Origin of the sequence: Arthrobacter ruber (assembly GCF_002954225.1) — a bacterium.
In the GTDB taxonomy this organism is placed as follows: domain Bacteria; phylum Actinomycetota; class Actinomycetes; order Actinomycetales; family Micrococcaceae; genus Arthrobacter_D; species Arthrobacter_D ruber.
On sequence record NZ_PPTH01000011.1, the window covers coordinates 170,529 to 189,385 of the forward strand.

At 70.7% G+C, this 18,857-nt stretch carries 15 protein-coding genes; 1 reads left to right on the top strand and 14 read right to left on the bottom strand.

Annotation, left to right across the window (positions count from 1 at the left end; all coding sequences use genetic code 11):
- Nucleotides 1-269 precede the first annotated feature (269 nt).
- The 14 genes from CI785_RS02680 to dinB form a co-directional block, all read right to left on the bottom strand.
- Entirely contained in the window at nt 270-1,094 is an 825-nt protein-coding gene (locus CI785_RS02680; RefSeq protein ID WP_105030543.1) for a cell division protein FtsQ/DivIB, read from the bottom strand.
- Entirely contained in the window at nt 1,091-2,587 is a 1,497-nt protein-coding gene (gene murC, locus CI785_RS02685; protein ID WP_105030544.1) for a UDP-N-acetylmuramate--L-alanine ligase, read from the bottom strand. The genes CI785_RS02680 and murC overlap by 4 nt, the downstream gene beginning before the upstream one ends.
- The gene (gene murG / locus CI785_RS02690; RefSeq protein ID WP_105030545.1) at nt 2,584-3,705 is read right to left on the bottom strand and encodes an undecaprenyldiphospho-muramoylpentapeptide beta-N-acetylglucosaminyltransferase; all 1,122 of its coding nucleotides are present in this window, start codon (nt 3,703-3,705) and stop codon (nt 2,584-2,586) included. The genes murC and murG overlap by 4 nt, the downstream gene beginning before the upstream one ends.
- Nucleotides 3,702-5,114, bottom strand: a complete 1,413-nt coding sequence (gene ftsW, locus CI785_RS02695; protein WP_105030546.1) for a putative lipid II flippase FtsW — start codon at nt 5,112-5,114, stop codon at nt 3,702-3,704. The genes murG and ftsW overlap by 4 nt, the downstream gene beginning before the upstream one ends.
- Nucleotides 5,114-6,679 carry a UDP-N-acetylmuramoyl-L-alanine--D-glutamate ligase gene (murD, locus tag CI785_RS02700; protein WP_105030547.1) on the bottom strand — a complete coding sequence of 522 codons (1,566 nt, stop codon included), beginning with the start codon at nt 6,677-6,679 and terminating at the stop codon, nt 5,114-5,116. Before murD ends, ftsW begins: the two co-directional genes overlap by 1 nt.
- Nucleotides 6,676-7,776 carry a phospho-N-acetylmuramoyl-pentapeptide-transferase gene (gene mraY / locus CI785_RS02705; protein WP_105030548.1) on the bottom strand — a complete coding sequence of 367 codons (1,101 nt, stop codon included), beginning with the start codon at nt 7,774-7,776 and terminating at the stop codon, nt 6,676-6,678. The genes murD and mraY overlap by 4 nt, the downstream gene beginning before the upstream one ends.
- Nucleotides 7,773-9,287 (bottom strand): UDP-N-acetylmuramoyl-tripeptide--D-alanyl-D-alanine ligase, encoded by a 1,515-nt coding sequence (locus CI785_RS02710; protein ID WP_105030549.1) that lies wholly within the window; start codon nt 9,285-9,287, stop codon nt 7,773-7,775. The genes mraY and CI785_RS02710 overlap by 4 nt, the downstream gene beginning before the upstream one ends.
- Nucleotides 9,288-9,293: 6 nt before the next feature.
- Entirely contained in the window at nt 9,294-10,904 is a 1,611-nt protein-coding gene (locus CI785_RS02715; RefSeq protein ID WP_105030550.1) for a UDP-N-acetylmuramoyl-L-alanyl-D-glutamate--2,6-diaminopimelate ligase, read from the bottom strand.
- A gap of 57 nt (nt 10,905-10,961) precedes the next feature.
- On the bottom strand, nt 10,962-12,767 hold the full coding sequence (locus CI785_RS02720; protein ID WP_240614964.1) for a peptidoglycan D,D-transpeptidase FtsI family protein: 1,806 nt from the start codon (nt 12,765-12,767) through the stop codon (nt 10,962-10,964).
- 64 nt (nt 12,768-12,831) lie between these two features.
- A complete protein-coding gene (gene ftsL, locus CI785_RS02725; RefSeq protein WP_105030551.1) occupies nt 12,832-13,518 on the bottom strand; it encodes a cell division protein FtsL in 687 nt (228 codons plus the stop codon).
- On the bottom strand, nt 13,515-14,516 hold the full coding sequence (gene rsmH / locus CI785_RS02730) for a 16S rRNA (cytosine(1402)-N(4))-methyltransferase RsmH (RefSeq protein ID WP_105030552.1): 1,002 nt from the start codon (nt 14,514-14,516) through the stop codon (nt 13,515-13,517). Before rsmH ends, ftsL begins: the two co-directional genes overlap by 4 nt.
- 250 nt (nt 14,517-14,766) lie before the next feature.
- On the bottom strand, nt 14,767-15,198 hold the full coding sequence (gene mraZ / locus CI785_RS02735; RefSeq protein ID WP_105030553.1) for a division/cell wall cluster transcriptional repressor MraZ: 432 nt from the start codon (nt 15,196-15,198) through the stop codon (nt 14,767-14,769).
- A gap of 321 nt (nt 15,199-15,519) precedes the next feature.
- Nucleotides 15,520-15,897 carry a DUF3040 domain-containing protein gene (locus tag CI785_RS02740; RefSeq protein WP_105030554.1) on the bottom strand — a complete coding sequence of 126 codons (378 nt, stop codon included), beginning with the start codon at nt 15,895-15,897 and terminating at the stop codon, nt 15,520-15,522.
- A gap of 231 nt (nt 15,898-16,128) precedes the next feature.
- Nucleotides 16,129-17,487 carry a DNA polymerase IV gene (gene dinB, locus CI785_RS02745; protein ID WP_276307999.1) on the bottom strand — a complete coding sequence of 453 codons (1,359 nt, stop codon included), beginning with the start codon at nt 17,485-17,487 and terminating at the stop codon, nt 16,129-16,131.
- 177 nt (nt 17,488-17,664) lie between these two features.
- On the opposite strand from dinB, the gene CI785_RS02750 reads away from it, so the two are divergent.
- A complete protein-coding gene (locus CI785_RS02750; protein ID WP_105030555.1) occupies nt 17,665-18,789 on the top strand; it encodes a polyprenyl synthetase family protein in 1,125 nt (374 codons plus the stop codon).
- Nucleotides 18,790-18,857: the final 68 nt, after the last annotated feature.

The following is an 18,857-nucleotide window of genomic DNA, read 5'->3' on the forward strand; positions in this document are numbered from 1 at the left end:
CGAATCTGTGTGCTGTACGGGGGCCGCCGAGGTTTCGGCGTGAACCTTCATGTGAAAAAACGTTAACGTTCAGGTTGAGAGTTAACGTTATGTCAGGTAACTTCTATGTTCGACGCTAGGTGTATATGTCCCGCGTTGCAAAGACCGGGCGTTGTGTGTCGGGCGTGTCGGCCGTGTCCTGCCCGTTCGCGCCGTCCTCGAGGGGTCATACTGCGCTCCCCCTCCGCGGCGTCCGCCCCGCTCGTGGGCCGTTCCTCCCGCCGCCTGCCTCACCGGGTGACCGGCCGGTCCGGGGTGCTGACATCGAACTCGCGCACGGGCGGATCACCGGCCGGCATGGCCAGCAGCGCTTCCAGGACCCGGGCCTTTTCCGCGCTGCGCTCGGAGCTGCCCCAGAAGATCCTCTGGTCCCCCGAGAGGGACAGGCGGATGGAGTCGACGCTCGACGCCGAGGCATGGTTCAGCCGCGACAGGACGCCGACGGGCAGCTCGGCCAGGACGGCGGTGATCGAGGAGAACACCTCCGAGTTGACGGCATTGGTCCCGCCGTCGATCAGCGGGAGCTTGACCTCGTCCCGCTGGGCCACGCTGGCGAGCTGCCGGCCCTCGGAATCGATCAGCACGAACTCCTGCCCGTTCTGCAGGACCGCGACGGGCACGCGTTCCCGGACCGTCACCACGAGCGTGGAGGGCGGCTCCGCCGCGATGTCGACGTCCTCGATAGGGGCCTTCGTCGCCAGCAGCCCGCGGACCTGTCCGGCCGAGATCCTGGTCAGCGACGTCCCGATCAACGGGGCGAGGGCGGTGTCCACCTCCTGCGTGGACACCAGTACGTTGCCCTCGACCACCACGGTCCGCAGGGCCAGGGCCGGCGAGAACACGGCGTAGGCCACCACGCCTCCGAGGACCAGCGCCAGCGCCACGAGCGCGAGGAGGGTGTTCCGCAGCCTGTGGGACTTCCGCGGCGTCGGGAACTCGAGGACCGTTCCCGCCGACGAGGCACCGGCCGCGCGCCGGTCCGGCGGCGAGGCCGTGCCACTCGGGACAGCGGAGGTCCGGACGGCCCGCGTGGCGGGCGGCTTCCTCGGCGTCATCCGCGGGCCTCCGACGGCCCCGCTCCCGAGGCGCGCTCCCGCAGCAGCGTGACGAGCCGGACGCCGTACTGCGTGACGTCGCCTGCCCCGATGGTGAGGATGATGTCCCCCGGTCGCGCCTGGGCCGTGACGGTGTGCAGCGCAGCGTCGGGGTCCTCGATGTACGAGCCTCCGGACATGAGGTCGGTGATCGTCCAGCCCCCGACGTCGTCGACGGGGTCCTCCCGAGCCGCGTAGACCGGCAGCACCGTCGCGGTGTCGGCGAGCGAGAGCGCGTCCGCGAAACCGGTGGCGAACTCGCGGGTGCGCGAGAAGAGGTGCGGCTGGAAGAGGACGTGCACGCGGTGCTCCCCTGCCACGGTCCGGGCTGCCGTCAGGGCGGCCTGTACCTCCGTGGGGTGGTGGGCGTAGTCGTCGAACACGCGGACGCCGTCGCCCTCGCCGCGTGCCTCGAACCGGCGTGCCGCACCGGAGAACAGCGCCAGCCCCGTGGCCGCGACCGCGGGATCGACGCCGAGTTCCAGTGCTACGGCGAAGGCCGCGGCGGCATTGAGGATGTTGTGGCGGCCGGGGACGCCCAGCTGCAGCTCCTGCTCGGCGTCCAGGCCGTCGACCAGAAAGGAGAGCACGCTGTTCGTGGTGCTGCCCACGGCCCTCGTGGCACTGATCCGGAGGTCGGCGGTCTCCGCGTAGCCGTAGGTGCGGACCCGGCGCGGCTCCCCGACACCTGCCGCCAGGGCCGCGGCACCCGGGTCGTCCGCGCAGGCCACGAGCAGGCCGTCCTCGGGCAGGCGCTGCGCGAAGGCGCGGAAGGCGGCGTGGACGGCGTCGGCGGTGCCGTAGTGGTCGAGGTGGTCCGCCTCGGCATTGGTGACCACGGCGATCCGCGGCGTGTAGTTGAGGAAGGAGCCGTCGGACTCGTCCGCCTCGGCGACGAAGACACCGCTGCCGGTCCATTCCGCGTTGACGCCGAGTGCCGCGACGTCACCACCGATCGCGAAGGACGGATCGAGCCCGGCCTCGCGGAGCAGGACCGTGATCATCGCCGTCGTCGTGGTCTTCCCGTGCGTCCCGGCGACCGCGATCGCCTGCTGTCCGTTCATCGCCGCCGCCAGCGCCTGTGAGCGGTGCAGGACGGGCAATCCGCGCCGCCGTGCCTCGGCGAGTTCGGGGTTAGCCTCGCGGATCGCCGAGGAGACGACGACGGTCCCGTCGTCGGGCACGGCCCCGGCCGTGTGGCCCACGTGCACCTCCGCGCCGAGGGCCGCCAGGGCGCGGAGACCCTTCGAGTCGGCGGCGTCGGACCCCGACACGCGCAGCCCCTGCCCGAGGAGGACCCGCGCGACGGCGGACATGCCCGCGCCGCCCAGGCCGATGAAGTGCACGGGTTCGCGCAGTACGGCGGGTTCCGCCGGAGCGCCGGGGTGGGTCCCCGGCGTGTGCTGCGCCGGCGGGGCCGGGTGGCCGCCCAGGGGCGCGCGTCCGGCGTTCATCGCGCTCCCTGCGCTGCGTCGAGGACCAGCTCGGCCATCCGCCGGTCCGCGTCGCGCACGCCCTGCGCGTAGGAGGCCGCGGACATGGCGTGCAGCCGTCCGGGGTCCGTGGCCAGCGCCAGGACGTTCTCGAGGATCCAGGCGGGAGTGAAGGCGGCGTCCTCGACCTGGAGGGCTCCGCCGGCGGCGACCAGGCCCACCGCGTTGTGCCGCTGCTCGCCGTTGCCGTGGGGCAGCGGGACGAGCACGGCGGGGAGGCCCACGGCGCTGATCTCGCTGACGGTGGCGGCACCGGCGCGGGCGATGAGGAGGTCGGCGGCGGCGTACACGCGCTCCATGCCGTCCACGAACTCGACCTGGTGGTAGCCGGCGACGGCGAGGGGTGCGCCGTCGCCCCCGGCCACCTGCTTGCCGCGTCCGGTGATGTGGAGGACCTGCACGCCTGCCGCGGTCAGGTCGGGGACGGCGGCGGCGACGGCGCGGTTCAGGCTCGCAGCACCGGAGGACCCGCCGGTCACGATGACCGTGGGGCGCTCCGGGTCGAGCCCGAGGGACGCCCTCGCGTCCGCGCGGGCGGCTGCGCGGTCGAGGCCCGCGATGCTCCTGCGCATGGGCATGCCCACCAGCACCGCGTCGGCCAGTCCCGTGCCCCCGAAGGCGACCGCGACGCGCGACGCGATGCGCGCACCCACCCTGTTTGCCATGCCGGGGTGGGCGTTCGCCTCGTGGATCACCACGGGCACGCGCTGCGTCCAGGCGGCGAGGTAGACGGGCGTGGAGACGTAGCCGCCCACCCCCACGACGACGTCGGCCGCGGCGTCCGCCACGATGGCGCGTGCCTGGCGGACAGCCCTGACGAGGCGCACCGGGAGCTTGACGAGGTCGATCGACGGGCGGCGCGGCATGGGTACGCGGTCGATGGTCCGGAGGTCGAAGCCGGCGGCCGGCACGAGGCGCGTCTCCATCCCGGCCTCGGTGCCGACGGCGGTGATGCGGGAGCCGGGTCGCTCCTCGAGGATCGCCCCGGCGATCGCGAGCAGGGGGCTGATGTGGCCGGCCGTGCCGCCACCGGCGAGGACGACCGACACGGGGCGTGCGGGTGGAGAGGGGTGCGTCATGAAGGGGTGGGTTCTCTTCTGGAGGTGGAGGACGTCGGAGTGGCCGCCGCATCCGCGTCGGGCGCGTGCGGCGTCTTGCGGGCGAAGGACAGCAGGACGCCCACGGCGGCGAGCGTGAAGGTGAGGGCGGACCCTCCGTAGGAGATGAAGGGCAGCGGCACCCCGATGACGGGGAGCAGCCCGGTGACCATGCCGACGTTGACGAAGGCCTGGCCGATGAGCCAGACGAGGATCGAGCCCATCAGGATCCGTACGAAGGGATCGGTGTAGCGCAGCGCCACCCGGATGGTGGCGACGGCCAGGATGCCGAAGAGCAGGACCACCACGAGGGTGCCGAGCAGCCCGAACTCCTCGCCGATGATCGCGAAGATGAAGTCGTTGTGCGCCTCGGGGATCCAGTTCCACTTCTGGCGGCTCTGGCCCACACCCACCCCGAACCAGCCTCCGGAGGCCATGGCGAACAGCCCGTTGTCGGACTGCAGGCACAGGTCGGCGCCGTCGTCGCAGTTCAGACGCAGCCAGGCACTGACGCGCCCGCCGCGGTTGGAGCTGGTGGCGACCATCAGGAGGGAGCCGGCCAGCGCCGCGAGGCCCGCGAGGGTGAACAGCTTCATCGGTGCCCCCGCGAAGAACAGCGCGGCTCCGGCGATCATCATCAGCACCAGGCCGGTGCCGAGGTCGCCGCCGATGAGCACGAGCCCGATCGGCAGGCCGCCGAACGGCAGGGCAGGGATCATCGCGTGCTTCCAGTCCCTGATCAAGGCCTTCTTGCGCTCGAGCACGGTGGCGAACCACAGGGCCAGCGCGAGCTTCGCCGGTTCGGAGGGCTGGAAGGACTGGCCGCCGATCATGATCCAGTTCTTGTTGCCGTTGATCTCCTCGCCGATCACGAGGACGAGGACCAGCAGCACGATCGCGATGACGAGGCCGGGCCAGGCCAGTGCCTTGTAGGCGCGGGGCCCGAGCCGGGAGAGGACGAACATCAGGACGATCCCGATGCCGGCCCAGACGGACTGCTTGAGGAAGAGGTCGAAGCGTTCCTTGCCCTCGGAGATCGCCTCCACGGAGGACGCGGAGAGGACCATCATGAGGCCGATGGCCGTGAGTGCCAGCGCGGCACCGAGGATGAGGTAGTAACTCGATCCCGAGGGCGTGCGGTCCGACCCCTCGAGGAGCATCCAGCCGCGCCGCAGCCGCGCTCGGAGACCCTTCGCAGGCTGCTCCTCGGGCTGGGCTACCGGCGCCGTCGCCGTCGTCGCACCGGCCCGGACGGTGTGCGCCTTGACTGCCGGACTGGCGGGTACGCGCGGGTGCACCGGACCGGACGGGCTCGCAGGCCGCGCCGCCTCCGTGCTCCGTGCCGGCCGGACGGAGGGCTTGCGTCCTCCTGGACGGGTTGGCGTGGCCATCACGACTCCTTCGCGGTTGTCCCCTGGCCGCGTGCCCCGACGGCGGCCATGAAGGCGGAGCCGCGGTGTGCATAGGAGGAGAACTGGTCCATCGATGCGGCGGCCGGTGCCATGAGCACGGTGTCGCCCTCACGGGCCAGACGTGCCGCCTCGGCGACGGCCCACTGCATCAGGGCCTCCCCGGTTGCCGGATCGGTCGATCCGCCGTCGTGCCCCCGACCAGTCTGGGGCTCGGGGTGGAGTGACACCGGGACATCGGGCGCGTGTCGGGCGAGCGCGTCCTGCAGCGGCGCCGGGTCGGCGCCGAGCAGGATCACGGCCCGGAGTCTCGCGGCGTGGTCCTTGACGATCTCGTCGTAGGACACGCCCTTGGACAGGCCTCCCGCGATCCAGACGACGGAGGAGAACGACGCGAGGGACGCCGAGGCCGCGTGGGGGTTGGTGGCCTTCGAGTCGTTGATCCACAGCACCCCCGCCTCGTTGGCGACCACCTGAATGCGGTGGTCCCCTGGCTGGAAGGCGCGGATGCCGTCACGGACCGCCGCCGCCGGGATGCCGGCGGCGCGCACGAGGGCCGCCGCCGCCAGCGCATTGGCGACCAGGTGACGAGGGACCACCTCGCCGAGTTCCCCGATGGAGGCGAGTTCGGCGGCGGAGTCCTTGCGCTGCTCGATGAAGGCGCGGTCCACGAGCAGGTCCTCGACCACGCCCACCATGCTGATCGACGGCATGCCGGTGGTGAAGCCCACAGCCCGGCAGCCCTCGATGACGTCGGCGTCCTCGACCATGGCCTCCGTCTCCCGCTGCTCCACGTTGTAGACGCAGGCGATCCTCGTCCGCTCGTAGACCGAAGCCTTGGCCGCGCGGTACGCCTCGTAGCTGCCGTGCCAGTCCACGTGGTCCTCGGCGATGTTGAGGCAGACGCTCGCCAGGGGCGAGATGGAGTGGGCCCAGTGCAGCTGGAAGCTGGACAGCTCGACCGCGAGGAAGTCGTAGCCCTGCGGGTCGCGGATGACGTCGAGGATCGGCGTCCCGACGTTGCCCGCCGCCACGGCCCGCTTGCCGGCGGCCAGGAGCATCGACTCGGTGAGGCCCACCGTCGTGGTCTTGCCGTTGGTCCCGGTGATGGTGAGCCACTCGGCCGTGGGACGTCCCCGGCGCTCGCGCACGCGCCAGGCCAGTTCGACGTCGCCCCAGATCGGCACGCCGGTGGCCGCGGCCTCCGCGAGCAGCGGCTGGGTGGGGCGCCAGCCGGGCGAGGTCACCACGAGCTCGGCCTGCCCGCCGTCGACGGGCGGGAGCGCGGCGGCGTGGTCGGCACCGAGCAGGACGTCGCGGGCACCGACGATCCGCAGGGTGTCCGCCTTCGCCCGGTTCTCCTCCGTGTCGCCGGCATCGACGACGACGACGACGGCGCCCAGCTCGATCAGCGTGTCCGCGGCGGAGAAGCCCGAGGCACCGATGCCGGCGACGACGACCCGCAGACCGGCCCAGTCGGCGTCCCACGTGGTGAGTCCGCTCAGGCGCGGGGTCTCGACAGGGGTGGTTCCGTCCGGTGCGCTCATCCCACGACCCATTCCGCGTAGAAGATCCCGAGGGCCACAGCGACGAAGAGCCCGGCGACGATCCAGAACCGGACCACCACCGTGACCTCGGCCCAGCCCTTGAGTTCGAAGTGGTGCTGCAGCGGCGCCATCTTGAAGACGCGCTTGCCGCCGGAGAGCTTGAAGTACCCGACCTGGATGATCACCGACAGCGTGATGACCACGAAGAGTCCGGCCAGGATCACCAGGAGCAGCTCCGTGCGGGACAGGATGGCGAACCCTGCGATGGCGCCGCCGATCGCCAGCGAGCCGGTGTCACCCATGAAGATCTTCGCGGGTGAGGTGTTCCACCACAGGAAGCCCACCAGCGCGCCGCACATGGATCCGGCGATCAGGGCCAGGTCCAGCGGATCGCGTACCTCGTAGCAGACGCTCCCGGCACCGGGTGAGCCGCAGCTCTGGTTGCTCTGCCAGATGCCGATGAGCATGTAGGCGCCGAACACCAGGATGGAGGCACCCGCCGCGAGGCCGTCCAGCCCGTCGGCGAGGTTCACTCCGTTGCTGGCGCCGGTGATGATGAGGTTCGACCAGATCACGAAGAGGATGGCACCGAGGACCGTCCCGGCGAATGCGAAGTCGATCGGCGTGTCACGGATGAAGGACACGGCCGTCGACGCCGGGGTCCGCCCCTCGGCGTTCGGGAACTGGAGGGCGAGGACGCCGAAGACCACGCCGACGGCGGTCTGCCCGATCATCTTGGCGGGGGCGCTGAGGCCGAGGCTGCGCTGCTTGGAGATCTTGATGTAGTCGTCCGCGAAGCCCACGAGCCCCATGCCCGCGGCCAGGAAGAGCAGCAGCAGGCCTGAGGCGCTGGGCCCGCCCACCGGGGAGCCGACGGCCATCATCAGCAGGTGCGTCAGGAAGTACGCGAGCAGCACCGACCCCACGATCACGGCCCCGCCCATGGTGGGCGTGCCGCGCTTGGTGTGGTGCGCCGTGGGTCCGTCGTCGCGGATGAACTGGCCGTACCCCTTGTTGACCAGGAGCCTGATGAACAGGGGCGTGCCGACGAAGGCGAAGAACAGTGCCGAGGCCGAGCCTATGAGGAGTGCTATCACGGCTGCTGGGCCTTTCCGGAGGCGTCGGGTCCGTCCGCCTCGATGAATACCGGGGAATCCTGCTCCTGCGGGGTACCGGACGGGTCGGGCCGGGCGATGCGGTCGCCGAGGAAGCGCAGTCCCGCGCCGTTGGAGGACTTGAGGAGCACGATGTCGCCGGGCGCGAGTTCGGCCGCGAGCATCCGCTCCGCCGCCGCGACGTCGTCCACGTGCACGGCCTCACTCCCCCACGAGCCCTCGAGCACGGCGCCGTTGAACAGGGCCCGCGTGTTCGGTCCCACGCAGACGAGCTTGGAGATGTTGAGCCGGACCGCGACGCGGCCGAGGAGGTCGTGCTCCTCGATGGAGCGGTCGCCCAGCTCCAGCATCTCGCCGAGCACCGCCCATGTCCGCCGGTGTCCGGAACGTCCGAGCTCGGCGAGGGTCCGGAGGGCAGCACGCATCGACTCGGGGTTGGCGTTGTAGGCGTCGTTGATGACGGTCACGCCGTCGGCCCGCTCGGTGCGTTCCATCCGCCAGCGACTCGCGGCCCCCTGGGTACGCAGGCTCGACGCGATGTCCGCGGGAGCGCAGCCGACCTCGTAGGCGACGGTCGCGGCGGCCAGCAGGTTCGTGGTGTGGTGGAGCCCGAGCAGCGGGGAGACGATGTCGTGCTCGCTGCCGTCGGGGAAGCGGAGGGTGAAGGACGGGTTGCCGTCGGCCGTCGTCGTGCTGTTCCGTGCCCGCACCACGGGCGCGCCGTCCGCCGTGAAGTCGTCCGACGCCGTGAAGAAGGCCACGCCTGCACGGGTGCGGCCCTGCATGGCGAGGACGCGTTCGTCGTCGGCGTTGGCCACTGCGGTGCCGCCGGGGGTGAGGGCCTCGAAGAGCTCGCCCTTGGCGCGGGCGATGTTCTCCACGCCGCCGAACTCACCGGCGTGGGCGGAGCCGACGCCGAGGACGACGCCGACGTCCGGCTGCACGAGCGAGGCGAGGTAGGCGATGTGGCCGGGCTTGGTGGCCCCCATCTCGATGACGAGGTACCGGGTGTCCCAGTCCGCCTCGAAGACGGTCAGGGGCACGCCGACCTCGCCGTTGTAGGAGCCGCGGGGCGCCACGGTGGGTCCCTTCGCCGCGAGGACGCCGGCCAGCAGGTCCTTCGTGGTGGTCTTGCCCGCGGAGCCGGTGATCCCGATGACCGTCAGCTCGCCGTTGGCCCGCAGGCGGCGGACGGTCTCGGCGGCCAGCGCGCCCATGGCGAGGACGGCGTCGGGTACGACGACGGACGCGAACGGCACGCCGTCGGGTCCGGTCACCTCACGCTCGGCCAGGGCGAGGACGGCGCCGCGCTCGAAGGCGGCGCCGACGAAGAGGTGCCCGTCGGACTCCTCGCCGGGCTTGGCGACGAAGAGCGAGCCGGGGCCGCTCTCCCGGGAATCGGTGGCTGCGGAGGTGACGGTGAGGGCGGGATCGGCCCCGATGAGGGCTCCGCCGGTGAGTGCCGCGATCTCGGCTGCGCTGAATTCAATCATGACGGTTCAGGACTCTATCCCGGCCGGGGAAAGCCCAGAGAATCCGTGCCTTGTCAACGCGGACCGTAGCTCCACGCGGTCGTCGAGGGACAGATTGACGCCCTTCACTTCCTGCCAGACCTCGTGTCCGCGGCCCGCGATGATGACGGTGTCCGCGGCACGGGCGAGGGCGACGGCGCGGTCGATCGCCTCGGCGCGCGGGAAGACCTCCAGCACCTCGCACGCGAGTCCCTCGTCCCGGACGGCCGCCTCTGCGCCCTCACGCACCGCGCGGCGGATGACGGCGTCGTCCTCGTCGTGGGGGTCGTCGTCGGTGACGATGAGGATGTCGGACAGGCGTGCGCCGACGGCGCCCATGACGGGGCGCTTCGACTCGTCCCGCTGTCCGGTGGCGCCGAACACCGCGATGACGCGGCCGCCGGGCCTGCGGACCGAGCCGAGCGTGCGCTCGAGGGCATCGGGGTTGTGGGCGAAGTCGACGATCGCGGCCGGCTCCTCGCCGACGAGCTGCATGCGGCCGGGGACCTCGGTGGTGAAGGGGTCGGCGGCGTCGAGGGCGCGCTGGAGATCCGCCAGCGGGACTCCCGAGGCCAGGACCATGACGGTCGCCAGGGCGGCGTTGGAGATGTTGAACGTCCCGGGCAGGCCGCTGCGGATCCGCAAGCGCTCCCCCGTCGGCGACCGCAGCACGAAACCGTGCCCGAGCCCGCTGGGCTCGACGTCCGTGACGGTCCAGTCGGCCGCCGTCCCGCCGTCGGGCGCGGGATCGGGCGCGGGGTCGGTGCGGAGTGTCAGGACGGGCACCTCCGCGGACGCGGCAAGCCTGCGTCCCCAGGGGTCGTCGACGATGACGACGGCCCGGCGGCAGCGCGCCGGCGTGAAGAGCGATGCCTTGACCGCGTAGTAGTCCTCCATGGTGCCGTGGAGGTCGAGATGGTCCTGGGTGAGGTTGGTGAAGCCCGCGACGTCGAAGCGTACGCCGTCCACCCGCCCGAACTCGAGCGCGTGGGAGGACACCTCCATGGAGGCCGCACCGAGGCCGCGCTCGCGCATCAGGGCGAGGAGACCGTGCACCTGCGGGGATTCGGGCGTGGTCAGCGCACTGGGGATGGCCTCGCGGCCCGCCCGGATCTCGATCGTGCCGATTAGTCCGGTGGAGTGCCCGAGCGCCTCCAGGAGGGCGTTGAGGAAGTAGGTCGAGGTCGTCTTGCCGTTCGTGCCCGTGATGCCGAAGAGCGTGGGTGCCGGAGCGTCGTCGGGCTGGCTGTCGAAGAGGACCCGGGCGAGGGGGCCCACGGCACGTCGGGGGTCCGGGACGACGACGACCGGGGGGAGGTCCGCGCCCGAGGCCGCGGCCCGGTCCTCGATGATGCGGGCGCCGGCGGCGTCCGTCAGGACGGCGAGTGCTCCGGCGCGGAGGGCCTGGTCGGCGAAGTCGGCGCCGTGCCGCGTGGCCCCCGGTAGCGCGGCGTACACGTCGCCGGGCAGGACCGCCCGCGAGTCGAGGGTGATGCCGGTGACGGTGGGGAGATCCACCGGGACGGTCGGACCGGCAGGTGCGCCGATGGCGGCGAGGGCCGCCGACAGGCTGACCGGGTGCGGGGCATGCGGCCGCATCAGGGCAGCGGCGCTCCCCTGCGGCGTGTTCGATTGCACGGTGTTCTGGCCTCCGGGTCAGTATTCGACCGGGTAGATGTCCGGTTTGGTGGTCGAGGCCGGGACGTTGTCGGCGTTCAGGACCTGCTTCATGACCTTCTGGAAGGACTCGCCGGGGATCAGGTAGTAGAGATCGCCCTTGGGCCTCTGCAGCGTGATGACGACGACGTACTTCGGGTCCTCGATCGGTGCGATCCCGGCGTAGGACAGAGTGTAGCCGTCGTAGCCTCCGGACGGGCTCGGCGCCTCGGCGGTTCCCGTCTTGGAGCCGACCCGGTACTGCTCGAGCTCCCCGGACTTGCCGGAGCCCTCCTGGGTCACGGTCTCGAGCATCTTGCGCATCTCGGCGGCGGTGCCCTCGGAGACCACCTCCGTGCCCTCGGCCTGCGGTACCACGTGCTCGGTGCCGTCGGGGTCGATGTAGGCGTCGATGAGCCGTGGCTGAAGGCGGACGCCGTCGTTCGCGATCGTCTGGTAGACCATGGCGGTGTGGAGGGCCGTCTGTGTGAGGCCCTGGCCGAACAGCACGGTGTACTGCTGGCGGTCGTCCCACTTGTCCGGCGTAGTGAGCAGCCCCTGGTTCTCCTCGTTCATGCCAGTCCCGAGGGGCTCCCCGATCCCGAACTTCTTCAGCCAGTCGTAGCGTTCCTGCTTGGTCAGCTTCTCGCCGATCTGGACGGTGCCCGTGTTCATGGATTTGGCCAGGATGCCCGCCGCGGTGCGGTGCTCGGTGCCGTGCTCGGAGGAGTCCTTGAAGGTCTGGTCGTCCACGGTGTAGCGGTTCTCGAGCGTGAACTTCGACGTGGGCTCGATCAGTCCCTCCTCCAGCGCGGCAGCCAGCGTGATGACCTTCGTCGTCGAGCCCGGCTCGAAGGACGCGCTCAGGGAGTTGGGGCGACGCTGCTCGGGAGGGGTCGCCGTCGGGTCGTTGGGGTCCGGCGTCGTGGACTCGGCCATGGCGCGGATCGCACCGGTCGCGGTCTCGACGACCACGATGTTGCCCCATTCCGCCTTGTAGTCCTTCACCTGGGAGGCGATGGTCTGCTGCGCGAACCACTGCAGGTCCTGGTCGATGGTGAGCCGGACGTCCTGTCCGTCCACCGCCGGGATGTCCTCGTTGGTGGCGTAGGGGATGCGGATGCCGTCCCCGCCGATCTCGAACGTCCGCCGGCCGGGCGTGCCCTCCAGAGCGTCATTGAGGGAGTACTCTAGGCCCTCCTGGGGCTCACCGTTGGCGGACACGAACCCGATCACCGATCCCGCCACGGGGCCTGCGGGGTAGGTCCGGACGCTCGTCTCGTCGGCGTAGACGCCGGGGAAGCCGACGGCCATGACGCGGTTCTTGACCTCGGGTGTGACGGACTTCGCGACGTAGTTGAAGGTCGCCTCACCCAGGATCGCTTCCTCGAGGGTAGCGGCGTCGATGCCGAGGATCGCCGACAGTTCGGTGAAGCCCTGCTCGATCGGCACGTCGGTCTCGCGCCGGACGCCGTTCTCCTCCTCCGGGTCCTCCACGGTGCGGCTGAACTGTTCGACGGCGCTGAGCCGCTGGTCCACCACGATGTCGTAGCGCTCGACGCTGCGGGCGAAGTACTTCCCGTTCTTGTCGACGAGCGAACCTCTGACGGGCTGCACCTCGGTGGAGGTGAGCCGCTTGGACAGTCCGGCCTGCGCCATCCCGTTGAGGTCGAGCGCCTGCAGCTGGAACAGGCGTACGCCGAGGACCAGCAGCAGGATCAGGACGAAGGCCAGCCCCACGCGGAGCCGGGTCGAGCCGAGGGCCAGGCGGAGGCTGTCTGGGCTGCCGGAGCGTGCAGGGGTCACGGAGGAATCCTTGTCGATCGTCAGGTGCTGTGCGGGATGCGGCAGTCGTCGGCGTGTCGCCCCGCTAGCGGTCGGATCCGAGCTGCTCGGGGGCCGGGATGGTGCCCGAGGCCGAGCTGTCCGTCCCGCCGCCTGCAGCAGCGGCACCGGTATCGCCGTCGGCCACGGAAGGGGCCTCGCCCGCGTCGGCCGCCGGCTCCTCGGCGACCGGAGGGGAAGCGACGGCGGCCGGCGCCGGCTGCACCGTGTCCAGTCGGGGGGCTGCGATGAGCGCCCCGGGCTTGGGCCCTTCCTTCGCGGGCTCCGGCGTGCCCGTCATCCTCTTCGTCTCCAGGTCGATGGTCCCGAATGTCGGGGAGGAGACCATGCCGAGCTTCGTCGCAGCGGCCGCGAGGTTCTGGGGGGCTTCCTTGCCCTCGATCTCGAGCACGAGGGCCTCGTTCTGCTGGCTCAGCGCCACCTGCTGGTTCCGGAGCTGGACGAGTTCGTACTGGGTGCCGGAGACGGAGATGTTGAGCATGAGCACGGCCGCAAGTGCCGCACCGAGCACGAGCAGGATGAAGACCGCGAAGGGCACGCGCCGCCGGGCCGGGCGCGCGGGCACCACGGAGAGCGGCGTGCGAGGTCTCGGCTGCGGGGCAACGGCACCCGGGGCGCTCCCGGTCAGCCGCTCCGGGGCGACGGCGAGAGCGCCGTGTCCGGCGTAGGCAGTGGCGCGGTGGCGCTTCTCAGCAGTCAATACCTGGCTCATCTGGTCTTCCTGTCGACGGGTGCTGCCTTGATGCGTTCGACCGCGCGCAGCTTGGCGGATGCCGCGCGTGGGTTCTCCTCGATCTCCGCTGCCGTCGGCGCTTCCGTGCCGCGCGTGAGCGAACGGAGGTACGCCTTGTGCTCCTCGAGCTCCACCGGGAAGCCGACGGGTGCCGAGGACCTCGTACCCGCGGTGAAGGCGCTCTTCACGATGCGGTCCTCGAGGGAGTGGTAGGACATCGCGACGACCCTGCCGCCCAGGACGACGGAGTCGACGGCCGCCGGGACCGCGCGCTCCAGCACGGACAGCTCCTGGTTGACCTCGATGCGCAGCGCCTGGAAGGTCCTCTTGGCGGGGTGTCCCCCCGTGCGGGCTGCGGAGGCCGGCACCACGCCGCGGATGACGTCGACGAGCTGAGAGGTCGTCCGGAGGGGCTCGGCCTCCCGTGCGGTCACGATCGCGGAGGCGATCCGCCCCGCGAACTTCTCCTCGCCCCAGGTGCGGATGATGCGCAGGAGGTCCTCGGAGGCGTAGGTGTTGACGACCTCGGCGGCCGTGATGCCGCTGCTCGTGTCCATGCGCATGTCCAGGGGCGCATCGTAGGAGTAGGCGAAGCCGCGATCGCGCTCGTCGAGCTGCAGGGAGGAGACGCCAAGGTCGAAGAGCACGCCGTCGACGTCCTCGATCCCGAGGTCGTCCAGCACCTCGGGCAGTTCGTCGTAGACGGCGTGGACCAGGTCGGTGCGGTCGGCGAAGGCCGCGAGGCGCTCCCCGGCCAGGCCGAGCGCCTCGGTGTCGCGGTCGATGCCCACCAGGTGGGCCGCGGGGAAGCGCTCCAGCATGGTCTGGGAGTGGCCGCCCATGCCCAGCGTCGCGTCGACGACGACGGGGCGGCGCCCTGCGGCCTCGGCGGAGGCTACGGCCGGGGCGAGGAGTGAGACACAGCGGTCGCGGAGGACGGGGACGTGCCGGTCACCCGTCGGCCGGTCTCCGCCCATGCGTCCACTCCCTCCTGCAGCTCGCCGTAGATCGTCCCAGTGTGTTGCTGCAGGCCGGCGGGAGGCGGTGTCCTTCTCTTGAATCAGACCCCCATCCGGCCGGAGGGTCATCGCCTGGCTCCGGGGAAGTGGAGCCAGGTGGTGGACCGTGTCCGGCGGCTGGAGATCTCATCCAAGAGGATTCGCCCATCCGCGAGTACTTGCTGCGTCGTCGTGCTCTTCGTGCCTGTCGTGCGTGTCCTGCCGTATTTCAGATGATGCCCGGGAAGGCGTTCTCATCCGTTTCGGAGAAGGCCGTCTCCTTCTCCGTCAGGTAGGTGTCCCAGGCATCCGCTGCCCAGATCTCGGCGCGGCTTCCCGCTCCGATCACCGCGAGCTCCCGGTCCAGTCCTGCATACGTCCTCAGAGCCGGCGGGATGGTGATCCTGCCCTGCTTGTCGGGGACCTCGTCCGAGGCTCCCGACAGGAAGATGCGGTTGTAGTCCCTCGCCTGGCGTGACGAGATCGGTGCCGCGCGCATCTGCTCGTGAACCCTCTCGAATTCACTCATGCTGAAGACGTAGATACAGCGTTCCTGGCCCCTGGTGAGGACCAGTCCCTCGCTCAACTCCTCACGGAATTTCGCAGGGAGAATCAGCCTGCCTTTTTCGTCGAGGCGGGGGGTGTGAGTTCCGAGGAACATCCCTGACCGCCTGTTCTGAGTCCGCCAAGCCCAGCTCGTTGCTGCCTTGCTCTTATATTCCCCACTTTACTCCACAACTCTCCACGGTCAATGCATCCGCGCCGTGGCGCGCCCATTCCTGTGCCTCTCCGGGACCCCCCGGCGCCTTGATCCCGGCAGCCCATCGGGTCACGGACTCCGGGGAGGGAAATGGAGGAGGAAGACATCGTTCGGGGCATGCGCGGACGCCTGGAAACGGTTCAACCGGTTAAAAGGGAAGAACCCGCCGCGGCGGGTTCTTCCAGGGGCTGTGCAGATCCGTCGGGATCGTGACGCAGCGGTCTAGCTCTGGTCGCGCTTGCGCTCGTCCCACTTGTCCTCGAGGCCGGACATGAAGCCGCTCTTCCCGCCGGTCGGGGTCTTCGCGGGCCTGCCGGGCGCTGTGCCCGCCTCCACCTGCCGGGACTTCGTGGTCGCGAAGTAGACACCGGCCCCCATGATCAGGAAGCCGAGCACCCCGACGATGGTCAATGCGTAGACGATGCCCGCGAGGAGGACCAGGATGCCTGCGATGGTGATGAGTGACCCGATGACCAGGCGCCGGGTCGACATCGATTTCCGCGTGTCCGAAGCCATCGAGTGGGCGAATTTGGGATCGTCGGCGTGTAATTGCTGTTCGAGCTGATCAAGCAACCTCTGCTCGTGTTCCGAGAGTGCCATGACCGCCTCCTTGAAGTGGATACCAACGTTCCTTTACCCAGACAACGACCCGCACCCGGCTCCGGTTCCCGGCAGGAGTGCCGTGGACCGCTGGTTCCGGATGGCGGAAAGTAGTGCTGGACGGCAGGTGTCTGCCTGCTTAAAGAGTAGTTTGCTCCCTGATGGGTGCAAAGTCACAACGTGGTGTTGTTCATGCGCTCCGCGGGATGCTACCCGACCCCTGGGTACCGTTCATTCGCGCGCTGTCCGGGGGTCCGTGACGGCCCGGTCCGGAAGCGGCCCGGAGGGGTCGGCCGGGCGGCGGGAGTACCCGGCCGGCGGTGTCGCAGCCGGCGTCCCAGTGGACATCTCCTCGGCGCCCTGATGGGTCTCTCCGTCCACCCGCTGCCGGCCCTTGGGGCGGAGGAGGCCGGCGGGCATCACGCCCGCATCGCCGAACTTCCTGTTCACGTCGTCCAGTGCCCTCTCGGCGATCCGCCAGTTGTCGTCCCGCCGGTCGATGGTGAGCTGCGTGGACCCGTCCCCGCCCGTCTCGAGGGACTCCGCCCGCAGGCCGATCAGCCGGACGGCCATGGGCCGGTCCCCCAGCGCCGTGAGCAGCGCCGTCGCCGCTCCGTACAGTGCATTGGCACTGTCCACGGGCTCGTCGAGCTTCTTGGACCGCGTCAGAGTGGTGAAGTCGGCGTAGCGCAGCTTCAGCGCGACTCCCCCGGCACGGTGGCCCGAGGCACGGAGCCGGGTCGCCGTGCGGTGCGCGAGCCTCAGCAGCTCCCGCCGCAGGACGTCGGAGTCGTCGATGTCGCGGGAGAACGTCTCCTCGGCGCCGATACTCTTCTCAGGCCGGGCGACCACGACCCGCCTGGGGTCGCGACCCCAGGCGAGGTGATGGACGTGCTCCCCCGAGGACCCGAGCAGTTTCCTGAGCGTCGGGACCGGGGTGTGCGCGACGTCCTCGACGGTGCTGATGCCGATCCGCGCGAGGACCTCCTGCGTCTTGGCCCCGACACCCCAGAGCGCGGATACCGGCAGGGTGTGGAGGTAGGCGACGGTCTGATCCCCCGGGATGAGCAGCAGTCCGTCGGGCTTCGCACGCGTGGAAGCGATCTTGGCGACGAACTTCGTGGTCGCGGCTCCCACGCTCGCGGTGATGCCGAGCGTCGACTGGATCTCGGCGCGGATCTGCTCGCCGATCTCGCGCGGGCCGCCCAGCCGGCGCATGGAGCCGCCGATGTCGAGGAACGCCTCGTCCACGCTCAACTGCTCGACCTCGGGTGTCACCGAGCGGAAGATCCTCATCACCTCGCGGGAGACCTCCGAGTACCGCCGATGGTGGGGCGGCAGGATCACCGCGGTGGGGCACCGCCGCATCGCGATACTCATGGGCATCGCCGACCGCACGCCGAACCGGCGTGCCTCGTAGGAGGCGGAGAGCACCACGGACCGCCCGGACGGAGAGCCGACGACCACCGGGACGCCGCGCAGGTGGGGGTGGTCCAGGAGTTCGACGGAGACGTAGAACGCATCCATGTCGATGTGCAGGATGCGGCACTCCGCGTGCTCGACCCGCTGCGAGACCTGATCCCTGGACACGCATCAATCGTACGCAGCGCCACTGACGCCGGGACGGGCAGCCGGGGCGGGCAGCCGGGACGGCGCCCCCTCGACGACCGACTCCGGCCGTCGAGGCAGGCACGGGGCACGGCGGGCACGTCCGGACCGACGGATAGAGTGGGATCACCACGTCCAGCCGACCCGCCCGGGAGATCCATGCTGTCCGCACCCGCTACACCCGAGAAGGACGGATTCGTTCCCGATGCCATCTCCGAGGAGCAGGACCGGTTCCGCTCCTCGCTCACCAGGACCATCGAGGACTTCCTCGCCGAGCAGCGCGACGTGCTGGTGGGCATCTCGGGAGAAGCACTGCCCCTCCTCTCGAGCATCGCGACCCTGACGAGTGGCGGCAAGAGGATGCGGGCGCTGCTCTGCTACTGGGGATGGCGGGCTGCCGGCGGGTCGCCGACGGCGCCTGCCCCGGTGGTCGCGGGGACCGCGCTCGAGTTCTTCCAGGCTGCCGCCCTGATCCACGACGACATCATCGACCGGTCGGACACACGGCGCGGACGGCCCAGCGTCCACCGGCAGTTCACGGCGCGGCACACCGACGCCGGCTGGCACCTCGACCCCGAGCGGTTCGGGGTCTCGGCGGCCATCCTGGCGGGCGATCTCTGCCTCGCCTTCAGCGAGGAGCTCTTCACGGCGGCCTGCGCCGGCACCACGGGCGACGCCGCCCGCACGATCTTCAACCGCATGCGGACCGAGGTCATGGCCGGTCAGTACCTCGACCTCCTGGAGGAGGCCGTGGGGCCCGACCAGACGCCGGAGGTCGCGGCGGAACGCGCGCTGAACATCCTCCGGTTCAAGTCCGCCAAGTACTCGATGGAGCGTCCGCTCATGCTCGGCGGGGCCCTGGCGGGCGCTGACGACCGGCTACTGGCGGCCTACTCGGCGTTCGCCCTGCCGCTGGGCGAGGCGTTCCAGCTCCGCGACGACGTGCTGGGCGTCTTCGGCGATCCGGAGGTGACGGGCAAGCCGGCAGGGGACGATCTCCGGGAGGGCAAGCGCACCTTCCTGATCGCCCGCGCTCTTCAAGCGAGCTCCGGGGAGGCCCGCGCCAGGATCAATGCGATGCTCGGCGACACGTCCCTCGACGACGACGGCGTCGCCATGCTGCGCGGCCTGATCGTGGACAGCGGTGCCCTGGTGCACACGGAGCAGCTCATCGCGCAGAAATCCGGGGACGCCTTCGCGGCACTGGAGCGGCTCGGGATCGATACCGTCTCCCGGCGCGCCCTCCACCTGCTCGCGGAAGCGGCGGTCACGCGCAACGCCTGATGCCCCGGACGCCCCGGTTCCGCATCACGCGGTGACGGAGTCCACCCTGCCTCGGGCGGACACACGCT